The sequence below is a fragment of the Stenotrophomonas sp. STEN013 genome (assembly GCF_056760355.1).
Genome location: NZ_JBRREO010000002.1, coordinates 218528 through 237252, shown reverse-complemented (window position 1 = coordinate 237252; position 18725 = coordinate 218528). Strand labels below are relative to the sequence as shown.

Below are 18725 nucleotides of genomic sequence, written 5' to 3'. Positions count from 1 at the left end.
GGCAACCCTCTGCCTGATGACCCCTGATATCTCCTCCGAAGATCTCCGCGCGCAGCAACGTCTGGACTGGGCGCGTCATGCGCTGGGCGATGCCACCGCCACCGTGCATCGCGCCTCCGTCGATGCCGGCTTCCGCAGCTACTGGCGCAGCCAGGGCGCCGGCGCCAGCCGCATCGTGATGGACTCGCCGCCGGACAAGGAGGATGTGCGCCCGTGGCTGCGCATCCATGACCTGTTCCAACACCATGGTGTGCGTGTGCCGCAGGTGCTGCAGCGTGACGTGGACAACGGCTTCCTGCTGCTGGAAGACCTCGGCGGTCCGACCCTGGCGCTGATCCTGGACGCGGACAACGCCGATGCGCATTTCGATGCGGCGATCAGCCAGCTGCTGGCGATCCAGCGGATCCCCGCACCGGCGGGGATGGGCGAGTTCGGCGAGGCTCTGCTGCAACGCGATGCGGGGCTGTTCGAGGAATGGTTCCTCGGCCGCCACCTCGGCATCACCCTGGACTGCGACCAGTCCGAACAGCTGGAGCTGGTGCAGCGCCGGCTGATGGACAACGCCCACGCACAGGCCCGCGTGCTGGTGCACCGCGACTTCATGCCGCGCAACCTGATGCCGGTGGCAGACGGCCCGGCGGTGCTGGATTTCCAGGACACGGTACGCGGACCGGTGGCCTATGACGCGATCAGCCTGTTCAAGGACGCCTTCCTCAGCTGGCCCCTGCAGCGCGTGGACGGCTGGCTGACGCACTACCACCAGCGCGCGCAGGCCGCCGGTATCCCGGTGCCACCGCTGCCGGTGTTCCTGCGCGATGCCGACTGGATGGGCGTGCAGCGCCATCTGAAGATCCTGGGCATCTTCGCGCGGCTGCATTACCGCGACGGCAAATCCAAGTACCTCGCCGACGTGCCACGCTTCATCGCCTATCTGGAAGAAGTGCTGCCGCGTCATCCGCAGCTGGCGCCACTGGCCACGCTGCTGGAGTCGCTGATCAAACCTGCATTGGCGGCCCGGGAAATCCCATGAAAGCCCTGATTTTTGCGGCAGGGCTGGGCGAGCGCATGCGCCCGCTCACCGACCACACGCCCAAACCGCTGCTGGCCGTAGCCGGCAAGCGGCTGATCGAATGGCATCTGCAACGCCTGGCCGCGCTCGGAATCCAGGAGGTGGTGATCAACACCAGTTGGCTGGCCGCGCAGTTTCCGCAGCAACTCGGCGATGGCAGCCGTTGGAATCTGCGGCTGCATTTCATCCAGGAAGGCCCGGTTCCGCTGGAAACCGGTGGCGGCATGCTCAACGCCCTGCCGCTGCTGGGGGACGCGCCATTCATCGCGGTCAACGGCGATATCTGGACGGATTTCGACTTCGCCCGGCTTCCCGCCCGGCCGGAAGGCCTGGCCCACCTGGTGCTGGTCGAGAACCCCGAGCATCACCCGCATGGCGATTTCATTCTGGACGGCAACGGCCTGATGCACGACCAGGGCACACTAGCGCGCCTGACCTTCTCCGGCGTCGGGCTATATGCGCCGGCACTGCTGCGCGACTGGCAGCAGGTGATCGGGGAGGACGACGGCAGCACACAGCGACCGCCGCGCTTCAAGCTGGCGCCGCTGCTGCGTGCGGCGATGGCCCGCGGCCTGGTGACGGGCCAGCACCATCGCGGCCACTGGACCGATGTGGGAACACCGCAACGCCTGCACCAGCTGGAGCTCCAGCTGCGCGGGGAAAACGCCTGATCAGGCTTCCGGCGGCAGGCTTTCCAGCACACGCTTGAGGAACGGCACGGTGATGCGGCGCTTGGCCGCCAGCGATTCGCGGTCCAGTCGTTCCAGCAGCGCCACCAATCCGCTCAGGTCGCGATCGGTGCGGGTGAGCAACCAGTCGATGGCGGCCTCATCCAGTGCCAGTCCCCGGCGGATGGCGCGCTCGCGCAATACCGCACCGCGCCCTTCATCATCCAGCGGCGACAGCAGGATGCGTCCGCATTGCGACAGCCGCGAGCGCAGGTCCGGCAGCACCAGTCCGAGCGCCTCGGGCGTGGCCCGCGCGGTATAGAGCAAGGTCACGCCAGCGGCGCGTGCGCGGTTGTGGAAATCGAACAATGCGACCTCCGCCTCGCGCTGCCCGGCAATGGCCTCCAGGCCATCGAGCGCAATGACCTCGCGCCCTTCCAGCGCCTCCAGCGCATCACGCAGACGGCCTTGCGCCGCGGCCAGCGGGAAGTACGCCGGAGCCCTTCCCGACTGTTCGGTCGCCGCGCACAGCGCCAAGGCCAGATGGGTCTTGCCGGTCCCGGCGGCGCCGGCCAGATAGGTCCAATCGCGACTGCTGCCAGCCGCAATCGCACGCAACTGGGCCAGCACGCCATCCGGCGCACCGATGAAATTCTCGAATCGCTGGTCTGGCGGATAGCGCAAGACCAGGGGCAACTGCGGCACGCTCACTTCGGTTCAACGTCCTTCAACACGATCTTTCCGTCCGCGAGCGTGTCACCACGCGGATCCACCACGATCACCGACGCCTGTTGCTGGCCGGCATACAACTCACTATGGCGATAGCGCTCATGCGCATACCGCAGCAATACATTGATGATCGCCGCCGCCGGCAGCGCCAGCAGCATGCCCAGAAAGCCGAACAGCTGCCCACCGGCCATCACCGCGAAGATCACCGCCACCGGATGCAGACCGATCTTGTCGCCGACGATACGCGGCGTCAGCACGTAGCTTTCCAGCAGCTGGCCTACCGTGAACACCACCCCCACCAGCACCAGCAGCTGCAGGTCGATGCCCTGTGCCTGCACCAGCGCCGCCAGGATCGCCAGTACCACGCCGGTGGTCGCCCCCAGATACGGGATGAAGCTGATCAGCCCGGCCACCAGGCCGATCAACAGCCCCAGGTTCAATCCGACCAGCGACAGGCCCGCGGCGTACACCACACCCAGCGCGATCATCACCGCGATCTGGCCGCGGATGAACGCGCCCAGCACGTCGTTGGATTCCCTGGCAAGACGCGACACGGTCTCGATATGGTTGCGCGGGATCAGCGAGGCCACCCGTTCGATCAGCTTGTCCCAGTCGCGCAGGAAGTAGTAGGTCAGGATCGGCAGCAGCGCCAGGTTGACCACCAGTGCCACCATCGCAAAGCCCGAACGCGAGACATAGCCGAACAGTGCGGTCGCTGCACCGCCGGCCTGCTGCCAGTGGCTGCGCACCCAGTCGAACAGCTTTTCCGGGGCCAGCCACGCCATGATCTGGAGGCCGCTCTTCTGCTCGATCCACGGAATCGCCTTGGTGACCAGCCAGTCCTGCGCCTGCGGCAGTGCCGCCGCCAGCGTGGAAATCTGGCGCTGGATCATCGGCACCAGGATCAGCAGCGCGAGTATGACCAGCAGGGTCATCAGCACGAACACCAGAATCACCGCGGTGTTGCGCGAGCGCCCGCGCGCTTCCAGCCGATCCACCAGCGGATCACCCAGCCAGCCCAGCATCAGGGCGATCACGAACGGCGTCAGGATCGGCGCCAGCAACCAGGTCACCCACAGACCGAAAGCGCTGAGCACCACCCACTTGAGGCGGCGCAGGAACAGCGCGATTTCCTCTTCGGCGGAATGGCTCATCGGATGCGGTACTCGGCCTGCTGGTATGCGGGAGCCGTGGACGCCGGCTCATCGCTTCCACTGGCGACCACCGGTGCCAGCGGCTGCAAGGCCGCATCCTGGCCCAGCATCCGGTTGAAGCCCGGCAGACCCGTCATCAACTCCAGATCCAGCACCAGCCGGTCGGCGCTGGCCTGCACCGGGATGATCGATTTGACCACCGGCACGCCCTGCAGGGAGGCGGCCAGCCGCAGGTAATCGTCGGCACTGTGGATACCGCTTACCGCAATCCGGTAGACGCCGGCCTTGCCCGACTCCGACGCCTTGGCATAGCGCTTGACCAGCGCATCGGCCGCACCATCGGCACCACCGGCCATCGCCCGGCGGGCATCGCCATCACGGGTGGTCCAGCGCGACAACTCGCGGCCGCCATCCACGAACACCCAGTCGGCCACCCAGCCGCCAGCTCCCCGGTAAAGCTTGCCGATCAGCTGCATCGGCGGTGAATAGCGCGCCGAGGCCCGTGCCACCGCCGCCGTGTCGCCGCGCCAGATCGCTCCGACCAGCGCCTGCTCGGCCGCGCCGCCAGCCGGCAACCCCAGCTTGTAACCGCGCTCGACCGCGCGATCCAGCAACACCCGCGCCGCATTGGACTGCTGCACGCCGACCAGACGCGGACCGCTGCCATCGTCAATGGCCAGCCACACCACCGGCTTGGGCCGCGGCTGTGGCCACACCGGCAGTCCCAGCGCGGCCACCAGTCCGTCCACATCGTCCTGGCGGAAGCGCGCCACCAGCATCGTGCGGAAGCTCGGCGCGCCGGTGGAGGAGGTGCCCTGGTCCTGCCGGTAGTCGTAGCTTTCGACATAGTCCTTGGCATTGCGCAGCGCCTGCGCCACACCCGGGCGGGTCATCGCACTGCGGTCACCCGACAGCTTGGCCAGCACCGACCCCAACGCCCGGGCCAGCGCTCCGTTGCGGTCCGCATCGGCCTGGCTGTTGACCGGCACCTCGGCCTCGTAGGCGCCGCGGGCACTGGCAACGTCACCTTCGGTACGCGTGCTGGACTGCGCCCACGCCAGCGGCACCGGCAGGCAAAGCGCCAGAAACAGGATTGTGACCAGGCTGCGACGCATTGAAATTTCCATTGCTCGACGGTTTCCGGAGGGAATTGTTGCCCGAATGCGGCCTTCGCGCCAACGTGGCCTGTTAAAATCGACCGTTCACTCCGCCAGTGCAGCCGCCCGTGACCAGTTCCCCGACCTCTGCCAACTCTCCCCTCACCTACCGTGACGCCGGTGTCGACATCGACGCGGGCAACGAGCTGGTCGAGCGCATCAAGCCGCTGGTAAAGCGCAGCTTCCGTCCTGAAGTGATGGGCGGACTGGGTGGCTTCGGCGCCCTGTTCGACCTGTCCAACAAGTACCGCGAGCCGGTACTGGTGTCGGGTACCGACGGCGTCGGCACCAAGCTGAAGCTGGCCCAGCAGCTGGGCCGCCACGACACCATCGGCATCGATCTGGTCGCCATGTGCGTCAACGACGTGCTGGTGCAAGGTGCCGAGCCGCTGTTCTTCCTGGACTACTTCGCCACCGGCAAGCTCGATATCGACACCGCCGCGGCCGTCGTGGGCGGTATCGCCAACGGCTGCACCGAGGCCGGTTGCGCGCTGATCGGCGGCGAAACCGCAGAGATGCCGGACATGTACGCGCCGGGCGAGTACGACCTAGCCGGTTTCACCGTCGCCGGCGTGGAAAAGAGCGAGCTCAAGGACGGCTCGGCCGTGGCCCAGGGCGATGTGCTGATCGGCATCGCCTCCTCCGGCCCGCATTCCAACGGCTATTCGCTGGTGCGCCGCATCTACGAGCGTGCCGGCAGCCCGACCGACGTGGTGCTGGAAGATGGCACACCGCTGCTGGACGCGCTGATGGCGCCGACCCGCCTGTACGTCAAGCCGATCCTGTCGCTGCTCAAATCGCACGGCGCTTCGGTTCACGGCATGGCCCACATCACCGGTGGCGGCCTGACCGAGAACATCATCCGGGTCGTGCCTGAGGGCCTGGGCATCACCATCGATGCCCGCAGCTGGACCCTGCCGCGGGTGTTCCAGTGGCTGCAGCGCGAAGGCAATGTCGCCAACAGCGAGATGTGGCGCACCTTCAACTGCGGCATCGGCTTCGTGCTGGCCGTACCGGCCGCCGAAGTGGCTGCCATCAACGCCGCGCTCGATGCGCTGGCGCTGGCGCACTGGCAGATCGGTGAAGTGGTGCCCGCCACCGGCGGCGAGCGCGTGCGGATCGGCTGAAACCGCCGATCAGCAAGGAGCCACTCATGGATGCAGTGAATCCCCCTGTCCCGCCGCCAGCGCTGGCCGAGGACAACGCCAGCCAGCTGCGGCTGCTGGCGATCTTCCACTATGTGGTGGCGGCGATCACCGGGCTGTTTTCGCTGTTCCCGGTGCTGCACCTGGTGATGGGGCTGGCCATGGTCAATGGCACGCTGCCGATGCAGCCGACCCACCCGGGCAACCCGCCCATCGCCCCGGAGATGTTCGGCTGGATCTTCGTGATCTTCGCCGGGGTGATGATCGTCTGCGGACTGACCCTGGCCGGCTTCATGGCCTACGCCGGACGCTGCCTGACGCAACGCCGGCGTTACACGCTGTGTCTGGTGGTGGCCGCCCTCTCCTGCATGCTGATGCCCTTCGGCACGGTCCTGGGGATATTCACCCTGATCGTGCTGATGCGACCGCCGGTCAAGGCGGCGTTCGCTTGAAACCCGCACCGTCTCCACTTGCCTTGCTGCCGCGCCACCCTGCATGAGCGCCACCAAGAAAGCCGCTTTCTTCGCCGTGCTGGCGGTGTTCATCGCCACATGGATCAAACCGATGTGGCCGCTGGAGCAGGCCCTGCACAGCTCGCTGACCATCATCGGCCTGGCAGCGCTGGGGTGGGTGGACCGCCGCTGGCCCTTGAGCAATGGCGCGTTCGTGGCGATCTGCGGCTTCATCGCCCTGCACAGCATCGGCGCCCGCTGGCTGTATTCGAACATTCCCTATGATCTGTGGGCGCAGGCGCTGACCGGCTGGTCACCGGATGCGGCCTTCGGCTGGCAACGCAACCATTTCGACCGGCTGATCCACGTGCTCTACGGCCTGTGCTTCACCCCGGCGCTGGCCCAGCTGGCGCGCCATGGCTGGCCGGCGCTGCGTGGCGGCCAGGCCTTCAGCCTGGCGGTGATGGTGATCATGTGCTCCAGCCTGGTCTACGAATGGTTCGAGTGGGGCATCGCACTGCTGTTGTCACCGGATGCGGCCGAGGCCTACAACGGCCAGCAAGGTGACATCTGGGACGCACACGCCGACATGCTGCTGGCTACGCTCGGCAGCCTGCTGACATGGCCATTGACCAGGAAATCCACACGATGACCGTCCCTCCCCGTATCGCGGTGCTCGCCTCCGGGCGCGGCAGCAACCTGCAATGCCTGATCGATGGCATCGCCGCCGGCCAGCTGGAGGCGCGGATCGTCGGCGTATTTTCCGACCGACCCGGCGCCCGTGCATTGGACAAGGTGCCCGCCCCATCGCGCTGGGCGCGCTCGCCCAAGGACTTCGCCAGCCGCGAGGCGTTCGATGAAGCGCTTGGCGATGCGGTGGCCGCCTGCAATCCGGACTGGATCGTCTGCGCCGGCTACATGCGCATCCTGGGCGCCGGCTTCGTCGAGCGTTTCAGCGGCCGTCTGGTCAACATCCACCCCTCGCTGCTGCCGCGGCACAAGGGGCTGCACACCCACGCCCGCGCCATCGAGGCCGGCGACACCGAACATGGCGCCAGCGTGCACTTCGTCGTACCTGAACTGGACGCCGGGGCGGTGATCGCCCAGGCCCGGGTACCGGTATTGGCCGATGACACACCCGAATCGCTGGCGGCACGGGTACTGGCGGTGGAGCACCCGTTGCTGCTGGCCAGTGTGCGCCTGCTCGCGACCGGCCGCGTAACTGAACAGGATGGCCGCATCCGCCTGTATGGTCAGTCCCTGTTTAGGCCGCTGCGCCTAGATTCCGCCGGAACCCTTTGCGCCTGATCCCCACATAGCGCCAACCGGTCGGCTGGCATGATCCTCCTTCCCTTACGGACCTGGTCCCGCATGACATTCGCGCCATTCAAATCGCTGGTGCCGATCACCTTGCTGGTAGCGGCAGGCGCCTCCGCACAGCAGCCCTCGGCACCGGCAGTGCCCTTGCCGGCCACCGAATGGACCGCGCCGGCGCTGGAACCGTTCGTGGCCACCTACCAGGCCTTCTACAAGGGCAAGGAAGCCGGTGACGCGACGCTGCGCGTGGTGCACAGCGAAGGCGCGCAATGGCGGGTGGATATGGCCGTCCGCGGCAAACGCGGATTCGCCAGCGTGCTGGGGCTGAATCTGGAACAGAGCACCGTCTTCAACAACGAGGGCAGCGTCTACACCCCGCTCAGCCAGAGCACGGTGAAGAAGGCCTTGTTCCTGGGCAAGAAAGTCACCGGCGTCTACAACTGGCAGACCGGCACCGCGCAATGGCAGGGCGACCTGAAAAAGGAACGGCAGCAGCCCATCCCGCTGCAGCGCGGCGACCAGAGCGCATTGCTGCTGAATCTGTCACTGATGCGCGACGCCCGCCCCGGGCAGACGCTGCAGTACCGTTATGTCGATGTCGGCCGCGTCCGCCAGTACGAATACCGGGCCGCCGACGCCACCGAGAACGTCCAGATCGGCGACCTGAGCTATGACGCCCTGCGGGTCTACCGCACCAACGGCGGCAATGACGAAACCGTCCTGTGGATCGCCAATGGCGTACCCACCCCGGTGCGCATCCTGCAACGCAAAGACGGCAAGGACGAGATCGACCTGCGCCTGATCGAATACCAAGGAGCCTGAGCATGAACCGTATTCCGAGCCTGCTTCGTATCGCCACCACCGCCGTCCTGGCCCTGGCCAGCCTGCCGGTACTGGCGCTGGAGCCCTTCACCGCGAACTACCAGGCCAGCTACATGGGCATGCAGGCCAATGGCGTGATGACGCTGGCCGCCGAGGGCGCCAATCGCTGGCGCTACAGCCTGCAGATCAAGAACCCGATGGCCGATCTGAGCCAGAGCACGGTATTCGATGAGCTGGCCGGCAAACTGCGCCCGCTCAGCAGCCACGACCGCTCGGTGCTGCTGGTCAAGCGCAAGCAGGTCGATGCCAGCTATGACTGGAACAGCAAGCAGGCCACCTGGAGTGGCGATGTGAAACCCGAACGCCGCGGCCCGATCCGCCTGCGCGATGGCGACATGGATGCATTGCTGATCAACCTCGCCATCGCGCGCGACCTGGCCGCCGGCAAACCGTTGAGCTACCGCATGGTCGACGACGGCCGCATCAAGCCGATGACCTACCGGGTGATCGGCAAGGAAAACGTCACGATCGACGGCAAGCCGCGCGAGGCCACCAAAGTCTCGCGCGTGGACGGCAACAAGGAGCAGATCGCCTGGATCGTGGCCGGCATGCCGGTGCCGGCGCGCCTGCTGCAACGGGAAAACGGCCAGGACGCACTGGACCTGACCATCAAGTCGATCCACTGACCCACGCTGCCATAAAAAAGCCCGGCAACTGCCGGGCTTTTTTGTGGCTGCGACCTCACTTGGCCGGAGCATCGCGCTTGAACACCGTCTTGCAGTCACGGCGGAACTCTTCGCCGCTGCTGCGCCACAGGAAACTGCGGCACTGGCGATTGCCCTCCTCCGCATCCTGCACAGTCACCGCGTAGAAGGCCTGCAGGAACTCGTCACGGCTGACCTGGCCATCGCCATTCCAGTCCATCTGCTCCTTCTCCACGCCGCGGGTGATCGCCACGCCGGAATACCAGGCCCAGCCCAGCCAGGCCAGTGCGATCAGCACCAGCACCAGCAGGGCCCGCCGACGCGGCGTAAACCGGCCCTTGATGATCATGCGATGCGCCGGATGCCGGCACCGAGCGCACCGAGCTTCTCCTCGATGTTCTCGTAGCCACGGTCCAGGTGGTAGATGCGGTCGATGGTGGTGTCGCCGTCGGCCATCAGACCAGCCAGGATCAACGACGCCGAAGCGCGCAGATCGGTCGCCATCACCGGGGCGCCGCTCAGGCGCTCGACCCCGCGACAGATCGCGGTGCGTCCCTCGATCTGGATGTCCGCCCCCAGCCGCTGCAGCTCCTGCACGTGCATGAAGCGGTTCTCGAAGATGGTTTCGTTGATCACGCCCACGCCATCGGCCACACAGTTCAGCGCCATGAACTGCGCCTGCATGTCGGTCGGAAACGCCGGATACGGCGCGGTGGTCAGATTGACCGCCTTGGGCCGCTTGCCGTGCATGTCCAGGGTGATGGTGTCTTCGGTGGTTTCGATCTCCGCACCGGCCTCGACCAGCTTGGCCAGCACCGCATCCATCGTGTCCGGACGCGCATTGCGCACCACGATGCGCCCGCCGGTCATCGCCGCGGCCACCAGGAAGGTGCCGGTTTCGATGCGGTCGGCCAGTACCGCATGGCGGCCGCCGGCCAGACGCTCGACGCCTTCGATCACCAGCCGCGCGGTGCCGATGCCCTCGATCTTCGCGCCCAGTGCGATCAGGCAATGCGCCAGATCCGACACCTCCGGCTCCATCGCCGCGTTGTCCAGCACCGTGGTGCCTTCGGCCAGCACCGCGGCCATCAGCACGTTCTCGGTACCGGTCACGCTGACCATATCGAAAGTGAAGTGCCCGCCCTTCAGACGGCCATCGACGTGGGCCTTGATGAAGCCATTCTCCACGGTGATGTGCGCACCCAGTGCCTGCAGGCCCTTGATGTGCTGATCCACCGGACGCGAGCCGATCGCGCAACCGCCCGGCAGCGACACTTCGGCCTGACCGAACTTGGCCAGCAACGGCCCCAGCACCAGGATCGAGGCGCGCATGGTCTTGACCAGCTCATACGGGGCGACATGCTGATCCACGGTGCGCGGATCGACCACGATCGCGCTGCCGCGCGAGAGCGTGCCCTGGTCGATGGTGACCTTGGCGCCCAGCTCGCCGAGCAGCTTCACGGTGGTGATCACGTCGTGCAGGTGCGGCACGTTGGTGATCTCCACCGGCGCATCGGCAAGCAAGGTGGCGCACAGGATCGGCAGAACGGCGTTCTTGGCGCCGGAAACATTGACCTCACCGTTCAGCGCGCTGCCGCCGGTGACTACGATTTTTGCCATGGAGTAAGGGCCGATAAGTAGAAAGGAGAGAGTTGCCGGCTCAGCCGGCTTCTGCCGGCGTAACGGTTTTCAGTGCCAGCGCGTGGATCGCGCCGCTGTCCAGCTGCGCCTTGACCGTGGCATTGACCATGCGGTGCCGCGCCAGCAGCGGCTTGCCGGCAAACGCCTCGCACACCACCGTGGCCTCGAAATGCACGCCGTCGTCACCCTGCACGTCCGCACGGGCGCCTGGCAGGCCGGTTTCGATCAGGTTTCGGATGGTTTCGGCGTCCAAAGCGCTTTCCTAATAAAATGGGCGCCCATTCTACTATTCCGAGTGGCGCCCGTATGGCTGCTTCCCCCCTTTCGCTGAACGCGGTCCGTGATGCCGACCTGATCGCCAGCGGCCACCGTGTCTTTGAGATCGAACAGGCCGAGCTGGACCGCGTCGGCAACCGTCTGGGCGCCGAGTTCGCTGCCGCCTGCCGCCTGATCCTGGGCGCGCGCGGCCGGGTGGTCGCCACCGGCATGGGCAAATCCGGGCACATCGCGCGCAAGATCGCCGCCACCCTGGCTTCCACCGGCACCCCGGCGTTCTACGTGCATCCGGGTGAAGCCGGCCATGGCGACCTGGGCATGATCACCGAGGACGACGTGGTGCTGGCACTGTCCTATTCCGGTGAGTCGGACGAAGTGCTGATGCTGCTGCCGGTGCTCAAGCGCCAGGGCAACCCGCTGATCTCGATGACCGGAAAGCCACAGTCCAGCCTGGCCAGGGCTGCCGACGTGCATCTGGATGTGAACGTCGCCAACGAAGCCTGCCCGCTGGCGCTGGCGCCGACCTCCAGCACCACCGCTTCGCTGGCGATGGGCGATGCGCTTGCGGTGGCCCTGCTCGATGCGCGCGGCTTCACCGCCGATGATTTCGCCCGCTCGCACCCGGCCGGCAGCCTCGGCCGGCGCCTGCTGCTGCACATCACCGATGTGATGCACAGCGGCGAGGACCTGCCCAGCGTGCGCGAGGATGCCAGCCTGAGCGAGGCACTGCTGGAGATGAGCCGCAAGCGTCTGGGCATGACCGCCATCGTCGATGCCCAGGGCCGCCTGGCGGGACTGTTCACCGATGGCGACCTGCGCCGGGCACTGGATACCGACCTGGACGTGCGCACCGCGGGCATCGCCCAGGTGATGACCCGCAACCCGCGCACCATCGGCGCCGACCAGCTGGCCGTGGAAGCCGCGCGTCTGCTGGAGACGCACCAGATCAACGGCCTGATCGTGGTCGATGCCGGCAACCGTCCGGTCGGCGCCCTGAATATTCATGACCTGTTGCGGGCAAAAGTGGTTTAAAGCCCGCACAATGACGCGTTCCGGGCCCCGGCCCGGTCAAGCCGCAACGGACCGCACCGCACATGCCCTATTCCCCGCTCGAGCACTTTCCCTCCGCCCTGCATGCCACCGCCAGCGCCATCCGGCTGGCGTGCTTTGACGTGGACGGCACGCTGACCGACGGCCGCCTGTTCTACGACCATGCCGGCAACGAGAGCAAGGCGTACTACGTGCAGGACGGACTGGGCCTGAAACTGCTGCAGCAGCATGGCATCCATCCGGTATTGATCACCGCGCGCAACAGCCTGTCCGCGCAGAAGCGCGGCGCCGACCTGGGCATCGACACCCAGATCGCGGTCGGCGACAAGCTCGCCAGCGTGCGCGCCTTGTGCCAACAGCACGGCATCGGCCTGGAGCAGGTGGCCTTCATGGGCGACGACCTGCCCGATCTGGCGCCGCTGTGCGCGGTCGGCCTGGCGGTGGCACCGGCGGACGCGCACCCCTGGATCACCGAGCGCGTGCACTGGCAGACCCGTGCCGCCGGCGGCCGTGGCGCCGCACGCGAACTGTGCGACGTGCTGCTGGCCGCGCAAGGAAAGCTGGACGCGGTGCTGGCGAGGTATGCACGATGAACTGGCGCACCTTGCTCGGCATTGGCCTGGCCGTGGCCGCTCTGGCCAGCGGCTGGTCGGCCTGGCACCACCGCAAAGCGGCCGTTCCGGTCGCTGCCGACAGCCTGCGCTCGGACTACGTGCTGAGCGATTTCGAGATCGTGGCGCTCGACAAGCAAGGCAAGGAATCCACCACCTTGCGGGCGCCCAGCATGGAGCGCAGCCGGGCCGATGAATCGATGACCATCACCCGTCCGCTGTTCCTGCTGCCCGATGCGGCCGGCCACCACTGGCAGCTGCAATCGGACACCGGCTGGGTCAGCGCCAAGGGCGAGGAGATGCGCCTGCGCGGCAATGTCGCCGGCGACAGCCCCAGCGACGGCAAAACCCCGCCCACCACCTTCCGCACCGATGCACTGGATGTGTTCCCCGAGCAGAATCTGGCCCGTACCGACGGGCAGGTCACCATGACCCGCCCCGGTCTGCACCAGAGCGGTGTCGGCTTCCGGGCCAATCTGAAATCCGGCCAATATTCCCTCCTTTCCCAGGTCAAGACCCGCTATGAACCCACTGCTGCCCGCTAAGCTCGCGTCACTCGCTCTGCTCGCCGGCCTCCTTGCGCCGGGTCTGGCCTGGTCCAAGGCCGCCGATCGCAACCAGCCGATGACCATCGACTCGACCAGCAGCGACTGCAACATGACCGGTGACAACGGCAAGTGCCGTTTCAGCGGCAACGTGGTCATCACCCAGGGCACGCTGGAGATCCATGCCGATACCGCCGACGTAATCCAGAAAAACGGTGAAACCGAACGTGTCGTGCTGACAGGCAAACAGGCCACGCTGAAACAGCAGATGGACGACAACACCTGGATGAACGCCCGCGCCGACAGCATGGATTACAACGTCGGCAGCGAAATCATCATCCTGACCGGCAACTACAAGGTCGACTCCGAGCGCGGCTCCAACTCCGGCCAGCGCATGGTCTACAACACCCGTTCCGGCGCCATGCAGAGCGGCGGTGACGGCACCCGTGTGCGCACCGTGATCCAGCCCAAGAACAAGGCCGCAACCCCGGGAGAGAAGAAGTAATGCTCATCGCCGAAGGCCTGCGCAAGCGCTACAAGAACCGCGAAGTCGTCAAGAACTTCGGCCTGACCCTGGCGGCCGGCGAAGTAGTGGGCCTGCTCGGCCCCAACGGCGCCGGCAAGACCACCTGTTTCTACATGATCGTGGGCCTGGTGGAGAGCGACGCCGGCCGTATCGAGCTGGACGGACGCGACATCACCTCCGATCCGATGTACTCGCGCGCCAAGCTGGGGGTGGGTTATCTGCCGCAGGAACCGTCGGTGTTCCGCAAGCTCACCGTGGCCGACAACATCCGCCTGGTGCTGGAACTGCGCGAGGACCTGGATGCCGCAGGCCGCGAGCGCGAGCTGTCTTCGCTGCTGGACGAGCTGCAGATCGGTCACGTTGCCGAGCAGGCCGGTGCCAGCCTCTCCGGCGGCGAACGCCGTCGCTGCGAGATCGCCCGCGCGCTGGCCGCCAAGCCACGCCTGATCCTGCTCGATGAACCTTTCGCCGGTGTCGATCCGATCTCGGTCGGCGAGATCCAGCGCATCGTCACCCACCTCAAGCAGCGTGGCATCGGGGTGCTGATCACCGACCACAACGTGCGCGAGACCTTGGGAATCTGCGACCGCGCGTATATCCTCAATGAAGGCAGCGTACTGGCGCAGGGGGCACCGGACGAACTGCTGGCCAATACCGACGTTCGCCGCGTGTATCTCGGAGACACCTTCACCCTCTGAGCGGCGACCGCCCGGCCCTCCGCCCTTCCTGGACAGGCACCGGCATGAAAGCACGGCTGCAGACATCGCTGGGACAGCATCTGGTCATGACGCCGCAATTGCGTCAGGCCATCAAGCTGTTGCAGATGTCCAGCACGGAGCTGGAAGTGGAGCTGGCCGAAGCGGTGGAAACCAATCCACTGCTGGAATGGGCCGAAAACGCCGAACAGACCGCGGCCAGCGACACCGGCGAACGCAGCGGATCAACGGCCGACAGCGGCAAAGACGAGGATCGGCCGGACTGGTCCACCGATGATCCGGACTGGGGCGGCGGGAAAAGCGGATCGTTCGACGGCGATGACGACGATGCCAGCGACCGCGTGGCCGAGCCGGAAACGCTCGCCGACCACCTGCTCTGGCAGCTGCACCTGTCCCCCCTTAACAGCCGCGACCGCACGATAGGTGCAGCGCTGATCGATGCCTTCGATGACGACGGCTATCTGCGCGAACCGCTGGCGGCCATCGCGCAGACGCTGCTGCCGGATATCCGCGCGGACGAAGACGAAATCCTGACCGTACTGCACCAGATCCAGCGTTTCGACCCGGTCGGCATTGGCGCACGCACGCTGGGCGAATGCCTGAAACTGCAGCTGCACGTCCTGCCGGCCGATACCGCCGGACTGGCGCTGGCGCGCGTGATCGCCGACGGTCCACTCGAGCGCCTGCCACGCGCGGGCATCGCCGGAATCGCCCAGGAGCTGAAACAGCCGGTGGCCGCCGTCGATGAAGCGGTGCAACTGCTGCGTTCGCTGGATCCGCGCCCGGGCAAGCAGATCGGCGAGCTTTCCACAGACAGCTATGTCGTCCCGGATTGCGTGGTGTGGCGCCAGCGCGGCGTCTGGCGCGCGGCCCTGGCCGGCCATGCCGGTCCACGCGTGGTCATCCACCGTGGCTACGAGCAGCTGATCCGCCGCTGTGGCGATGCCGATGCCAGCTATCTGCGCGCCCAGCTGCAGGAGGCCCGGTGGCTGCTCAAGAGCCTGGAAGCCCGCGGCGAGACCCTGCTGCGGGTGGTCAACCGCCTGTTGCATCACCAGGCCGCGTTCCTGGAGTTCGGCGCGCAGGCGTTGCGCCCGCTGACCCTGCGCGAGATCGCCGGCGAGCTGGAACTGCATGAATCCACCATTTCGCGTGCCATCGCCCGCAAATATGTCCGCACCCCGCGCGGCACCTTGCCGCTGCGCGCGTTTTTCGCCTCGGGCATCGACACCGACAGCGGCGGTGAAGCCTCCAGCACCGCCATCCAGTCGATGCTCCGCAAGCTGATCGAGGCGGAAAACCCGCGCAAGCCGCTTTCTGACGCCAAGCTGGCTGAAATGCTCAAAACCTCCGGCATACCGGTAGCGCGGCGCACCGTTGCGAAGTATCGTGAAGCCATGAACATCTCCGCCTCCCACGAACGCGTCCGCATCGTCTGAAGCATTCGCAGGTCCGGCGCAGGGTTCATCAAGGCAAACCCGAACCACAGGAGGAATCCGATGCGTATCGAGACGTTTGGCAAAGACGTGGAAGTCACGCCCGCCCTGAAGGAGTATGTGGAAACCAAGCTGCAGCGATTGGCCAAACACTTCGACCAGCACTGCGAAGTCCGGGTGACACTGTCACTGCAGAAGAACGAACACCACGTCGACGCCAGCGCCAACCTCCCCGGCCAGACCCTGCACGCCGAAGCCGGCGCACAGACCATGTATGCGGCCATCGACATCCTGGCCGACAAGCTCGACCGGCTGGTCATCAGGTACAAGGAAAAGAATCTTCCCCACGCACCGCATGCACTGCGCGACAATGGCTGACAGACGCCCTCGCCCGTTGCAGACATGCCCCTGAATGACCTGATGGCGGCCGTGAGTACCCAGGTGCTCGCGGCCGCTGATCGCAACAGCACCCTTCGTGCCGCCGCCCGTTTGTTGGCCTGCCGTGAAGCCGCTGAAGACCGTATTTTCCAGAGCCTGTGCGAGCGCGAAGACGTCGGCAGCACCGCCATCGGCCATGGCATCGCCATTCCACACGGCCGCTCGGCCACGCTTAAACGCCCCCGTGGCGCCTTGTTGCGACTGGTGCAACCCGTGGACTTCGGTGGCGACGAGCCGGTGGATCTGGTCTTCGCGATGGCGGTGCCGGCGCATTACACCCATCAACACCTGATGCTGCTGTCCGAGCTGGCGGAGATGTTCTCCGACAGCGGCATACGCGCGGCCCTGCGCGAGGCCGCGGATGAAACAGCTCTCAAACAGATTCTTGACGATCCACAGCGGGTGCATTCGGCATGAATACCAGCATCACCGCGCGTGAACTCTTCGACCAGCAGCGCGAACGCCTGGACCTGCGCTGGGTCGCCGGGCAGGCCGGCGGCAAGCGCGAGCTGGAGGCCGGAAATACCGTCGCCCGGCGCCCGTCACTGGCCGGCTATCTGAACACCATCTACCCGAACAAGGTGCAGATCCTCGGTACCGAGGAGCTGGCGTGGCTGGATTCGCTTGATGCGCGCCAGCGCTGGGAGGTCATCGAGCGCATCATCCAGGCCCACCCGCTGGCACTGGTCATCACCAAGAATCACGGCTGCCCGGAAGACCTGCGCGCCGCGGCCGATGAGTCGCAGACGCCGCTGTGGATCTCGCCCAAGCGCGGTCACGAGCTGCTCAACCACCTCTCTTATCATCTGGCCCGCACCCTGGCGCCGCGCATCACCCTGCACGGCGTATTCATGGAGATCTACTCGATCGGCGTGCTGATCACCGGTGAAGCCGGTTCGGGCAAGAGCGAGCTGGCACTGGAGCTGCTTTCCCGCGGACACCGGCTGGTAGCCGACGATGCACCTGAATTCACCCAGATCGCCCCGGACGTCCTGGACGGCACCTGCCCCGAACTGCTACAGGATCTGCTGGAAGTGCGTGGCCTGGGCGTGCTCAACGTGCGCCAGATGTTCGGTGACACGGCTGTAAAGAAGAACAAGTATCTTCGCCTGATCGTCCACCTGACCAAGCCGATGACCGAACCGGGCAGCTATGGCTACGAGCGCCTGACCGGCGATTCGGGCAAGCGTCACGTACTGGATCTGGATGTGCCGCTGATCACCTTGCCGGTGATGCCCGGCCGCAACCTCGCGGTGCTGACCGAAGCGGCCACCCGGCTGCATATCCTGCGCACCAAAGGCATCGATCCGGCCGCCATGTTCATCGCCCGCCACAGCAACCTGTTGGAGCAACGCACCCCATGAACGCGTCGTCCTCCCCGACTCTCGTCATCGTCAGCGGCTTGTCCGGTTCGGGCAAATCCGTCGCGCTGAAGACCTTCGAGGATCTGGATTACTACTGTTCTGACAATATCCCGGTAAACCTGCTGCCGGACTTCGTGCGCAGCGTGCTCGGTGAAGGGACGGAAAACAGCCCGCAGCGCATGGCCGTGGGTATCGATGTGCGCGGACGCAGTGACCTTAGCCAGCTGGCACGCTGGCGCCAGAAGGCACGGGAATACGGCATCGATGCGCGGCTGCTGTTTTTCGAAGCCAACGACGACACCCTGCTGGCGCGCTATGCCGATACCCGGCGCCGCCATCCGCTGAGCCACCTGGGCCTGTCGCTGCCCGAGGCGATCGCCCGCGAGCGCGAGCTGACAGCACCGCTGCGGCGCGAAGCCGACGCGGTGATCGACACCAGCAAACTCAACGTGCACCAGCTGCGCCGCCGGGTCATCACCGACTTCACGCTGAGCAAGGAAAGCACGCTGTCGCTGCTGTTTGAATCCTTTGCCTACAAGCGCGGCGTGCCGGCCGAAGCGGATTTCGTGTTCGACGCGCGGGTCCTGCCGAATCCGCACTGGGACCCGGAACTGCGGTCGCTGACCGGGCGCGACCGCGAGGTCCGCGAGCACCTGGACGCCCAACCCGAGGTCGTACGTTATGTCAGCCAGATCGAGGACCTGCTGGACACCTGGCTGCCCAAACTCGGGAGCGAAACCCGCAGTTATGTGACCGTCGCCTTCGGCTGCACCGGTGGCAAACACCGCTCGGTGTATCTGGCCGAACGGCTGGCACGCCACACCCGGGATCGCGGCTGGCAGGACGTCGCCACCTTCCATCGCGAACAGGATTGAATCGCCCGGAAAAGGCTGTCTTTGCCGCTA

Annotated in this window: 24 protein-coding genes; 18 read left to right on the top strand and 6 right to left on the bottom strand. The window is 66.2% G+C overall.

Features of this window, described 5'->3' with window-relative positions; all coding sequences use genetic code 11:
- The first annotated feature begins 16 nt into the window (after nucleotides 1-16).
- Together ACVOMH_RS05330 and murU are read left to right on the top strand one after the other, a co-directional pair.
- A complete protein-coding gene (locus ACVOMH_RS05330; RefSeq protein WP_481551264.1) occupies nucleotides 17-1030 on the top strand; it encodes an aminoglycoside phosphotransferase family protein in 1014 nt (337 codons plus the stop codon).
- The gene (gene murU, locus ACVOMH_RS05325; protein ID WP_481522926.1) at nucleotides 1027-1740 is read left to right on the top strand and encodes an N-acetylmuramate alpha-1-phosphate uridylyltransferase MurU; all 714 of its coding nucleotides are present in this window, start codon (nucleotides 1027-1029) and stop codon (nucleotides 1738-1740) included. Before ACVOMH_RS05330 ends, murU begins: the two co-directional genes overlap by 4 nt.
- Here murU and hda read toward each other — a convergent pair whose 3' ends face one another.
- From hda to ACVOMH_RS05310, 3 genes are read right to left on the bottom strand one after another with little or no spacing between them, the layout of a single operon-like run.
- Nucleotides 1741-2448, bottom strand: coding sequence for a DnaA regulatory inactivator Hda (hda, locus tag ACVOMH_RS05320; protein WP_481522925.1), 708 nt, complete (start codon nucleotides 2446-2448; stop codon nucleotides 1741-1743).
- Nucleotides 2445-3620: an AI-2E family transporter gene (locus ACVOMH_RS05315; protein ID WP_057506397.1), complete on the bottom strand. Its 1176-nt coding sequence runs from the start codon at nucleotides 3618-3620 to the stop codon at nucleotides 2445-2447. The genes hda and ACVOMH_RS05315 overlap by 4 nt, the downstream gene beginning before the upstream one ends.
- Nucleotides 3617-4747, bottom strand: a complete 1131-nt coding sequence (locus ACVOMH_RS05310) for a DUF2066 domain-containing protein (protein ID WP_481551263.1) — start codon at nucleotides 4745-4747, stop codon at nucleotides 3617-3619. The genes ACVOMH_RS05315 and ACVOMH_RS05310 overlap by 4 nt, the downstream gene beginning before the upstream one ends.
- A 98-nt stretch (nucleotides 4748-4845) precedes the next feature.
- Here ACVOMH_RS05310 and purM point away from each other — a divergent pair, with 98 nt between their 5' ends.
- The 6 genes from purM (at nucleotide 4846) to ACVOMH_RS05280 (ending at nucleotide 9199) form a co-directional block, all read left to right on the top strand.
- Nucleotides 4846-5904, top strand: a complete 1059-nt coding sequence (purM, locus tag ACVOMH_RS05305; protein WP_481551262.1) for a phosphoribosylformylglycinamidine cyclo-ligase — start codon at nucleotides 4846-4848, stop codon at nucleotides 5902-5904.
- 26 nt (nucleotides 5905-5930) lie between these two features.
- Nucleotides 5931-6374, top strand: a complete 444-nt coding sequence (locus ACVOMH_RS05300) for a hypothetical protein (protein WP_481551261.1) — start codon at nucleotides 5931-5933, stop codon at nucleotides 6372-6374.
- A gap of 43 nt (nucleotides 6375-6417) precedes the next feature.
- The gene (locus ACVOMH_RS05295; RefSeq protein ID WP_481551260.1) at nucleotides 6418-7026 is read left to right on the top strand and encodes a DUF2238 domain-containing protein; all 609 of its coding nucleotides are present in this window, start codon (nucleotides 6418-6420) and stop codon (nucleotides 7024-7026) included.
- Nucleotides 7023-7682: a phosphoribosylglycinamide formyltransferase gene (purN, locus tag ACVOMH_RS05290; protein ID WP_481551259.1), complete on the top strand. Its 660-nt coding sequence runs from the start codon at nucleotides 7023-7025 to the stop codon at nucleotides 7680-7682. The genes ACVOMH_RS05295 and purN overlap by 4 nt, the downstream gene beginning before the upstream one ends.
- Before the next feature lie 63 nt (nucleotides 7683-7745).
- Entirely contained in the window at nucleotides 7746-8513 is a 768-nt protein-coding gene (locus ACVOMH_RS05285) for a DUF3108 domain-containing protein (protein ID WP_481551258.1), read from the top strand.
- A 2-nt stretch (nucleotides 8514-8515) separates the two neighbouring features.
- Complete coding sequence (locus ACVOMH_RS05280) at nucleotides 8516-9199, top strand: DUF3108 domain-containing protein (RefSeq protein ID WP_481551257.1); 684 nt, start codon at nucleotides 8516-8518, stop codon at nucleotides 9197-9199.
- A 55-nt stretch (nucleotides 9200-9254) separates the two neighbouring features.
- Here the strand turns inward: ACVOMH_RS05280 and ACVOMH_RS05275 are convergent, their stop codons facing one another.
- Genes ACVOMH_RS05275 through ACVOMH_RS05265 form a run of 3 tightly spaced genes read right to left on the bottom strand, consistent with a single transcriptional unit; the run spans nucleotide 9255 to nucleotide 11111 of the window.
- Nucleotides 9255-9566: an EF-hand domain-containing protein gene (locus ACVOMH_RS05275; RefSeq protein WP_481551256.1), complete on the bottom strand. Its 312-nt coding sequence runs from the start codon at nucleotides 9564-9566 to the stop codon at nucleotides 9255-9257.
- A complete protein-coding gene (murA, locus tag ACVOMH_RS05270) occupies nucleotides 9563-10837 on the bottom strand; it encodes a UDP-N-acetylglucosamine 1-carboxyvinyltransferase (RefSeq protein ID WP_481551255.1) in 1275 nt (424 codons plus the stop codon). The genes ACVOMH_RS05275 and murA overlap by 4 nt, the downstream gene beginning before the upstream one ends.
- 40 nt (nucleotides 10838-10877) lie before the next feature.
- Nucleotides 10878-11111, bottom strand: a complete 234-nt coding sequence (locus ACVOMH_RS05265; protein ID WP_054658950.1) for a BolA family protein — start codon at nucleotides 11109-11111, stop codon at nucleotides 10878-10880.
- Between the two features lie 53 nt (nucleotides 11112-11164).
- Between ACVOMH_RS05265 and ACVOMH_RS05260 the strand changes: the two genes are divergently transcribed.
- The 10 genes from ACVOMH_RS05260 (at nucleotide 11165) to rapZ (ending at nucleotide 18695) form a co-directional block, all read left to right on the top strand.
- Complete coding sequence (locus ACVOMH_RS05260; protein ID WP_481522915.1) at nucleotides 11165-12166, top strand: KpsF/GutQ family sugar-phosphate isomerase; 1002 nt, start codon at nucleotides 11165-11167, stop codon at nucleotides 12164-12166.
- Nucleotides 12167-12228: 62 nt separating this feature from the next.
- A complete protein-coding gene (locus ACVOMH_RS05255; protein ID WP_481551254.1) occupies nucleotides 12229-12777 on the top strand; it encodes a KdsC family phosphatase in 549 nt (182 codons plus the stop codon).
- Nucleotides 12774-13340 carry an LPS export ABC transporter periplasmic protein LptC gene (gene lptC, locus ACVOMH_RS05250; protein ID WP_481522913.1) on the top strand — a complete coding sequence of 189 codons (567 nt, stop codon included), beginning with the start codon at nucleotides 12774-12776 and terminating at the stop codon, nucleotides 13338-13340. Before ACVOMH_RS05255 ends, lptC begins: the two co-directional genes overlap by 4 nt.
- Nucleotides 13318-13845, top strand: coding sequence for a lipopolysaccharide transport periplasmic protein LptA (gene lptA / locus ACVOMH_RS05245; protein WP_089153159.1), 528 nt, complete (start codon nucleotides 13318-13320; stop codon nucleotides 13843-13845). The genes lptC and lptA overlap by 23 nt, the downstream gene beginning before the upstream one ends.
- Nucleotides 13845-14564: an LPS export ABC transporter ATP-binding protein gene (gene lptB, locus ACVOMH_RS05240; RefSeq protein ID WP_057506402.1), complete on the top strand. Its 720-nt coding sequence runs from the start codon at nucleotides 13845-13847 to the stop codon at nucleotides 14562-14564. The genes lptA and lptB overlap by 1 nt, the downstream gene beginning before the upstream one ends.
- Nucleotides 14565-14608: 44 nt before the next feature.
- A complete protein-coding gene (locus tag ACVOMH_RS05235; protein ID WP_054659217.1) occupies nucleotides 14609-16021 on the top strand; it encodes an RNA polymerase factor sigma-54 in 1413 nt (470 codons plus the stop codon).
- Nucleotides 16022-16081: 60 nt separating this feature from the next.
- Complete coding sequence (hpf, locus tag ACVOMH_RS05230; protein ID WP_054659215.1) at nucleotides 16082-16396, top strand: ribosome hibernation-promoting factor, HPF/YfiA family; 315 nt, start codon at nucleotides 16082-16084, stop codon at nucleotides 16394-16396.
- 24 nt (nucleotides 16397-16420) lie between these two features.
- The gene (locus ACVOMH_RS05225) at nucleotides 16421-16873 is read left to right on the top strand and encodes a PTS sugar transporter subunit IIA (protein WP_481551253.1); all 453 of its coding nucleotides are present in this window, start codon (nucleotides 16421-16423) and stop codon (nucleotides 16871-16873) included.
- A complete protein-coding gene (gene hprK / locus ACVOMH_RS05220) occupies nucleotides 16870-17820 on the top strand; it encodes an HPr(Ser) kinase/phosphatase (protein WP_054659211.1) in 951 nt (316 codons plus the stop codon). Before ACVOMH_RS05225 ends, hprK begins: the two co-directional genes overlap by 4 nt.
- Nucleotides 17817-18695, top strand: coding sequence for an RNase adapter RapZ (rapZ, locus tag ACVOMH_RS05215; RefSeq protein ID WP_481551252.1), 879 nt, complete (start codon nucleotides 17817-17819; stop codon nucleotides 18693-18695). The genes hprK and rapZ overlap by 4 nt, the downstream gene beginning before the upstream one ends.
- The last annotated feature ends 30 nt before the right edge of the window (nucleotides 18696-18725 follow it).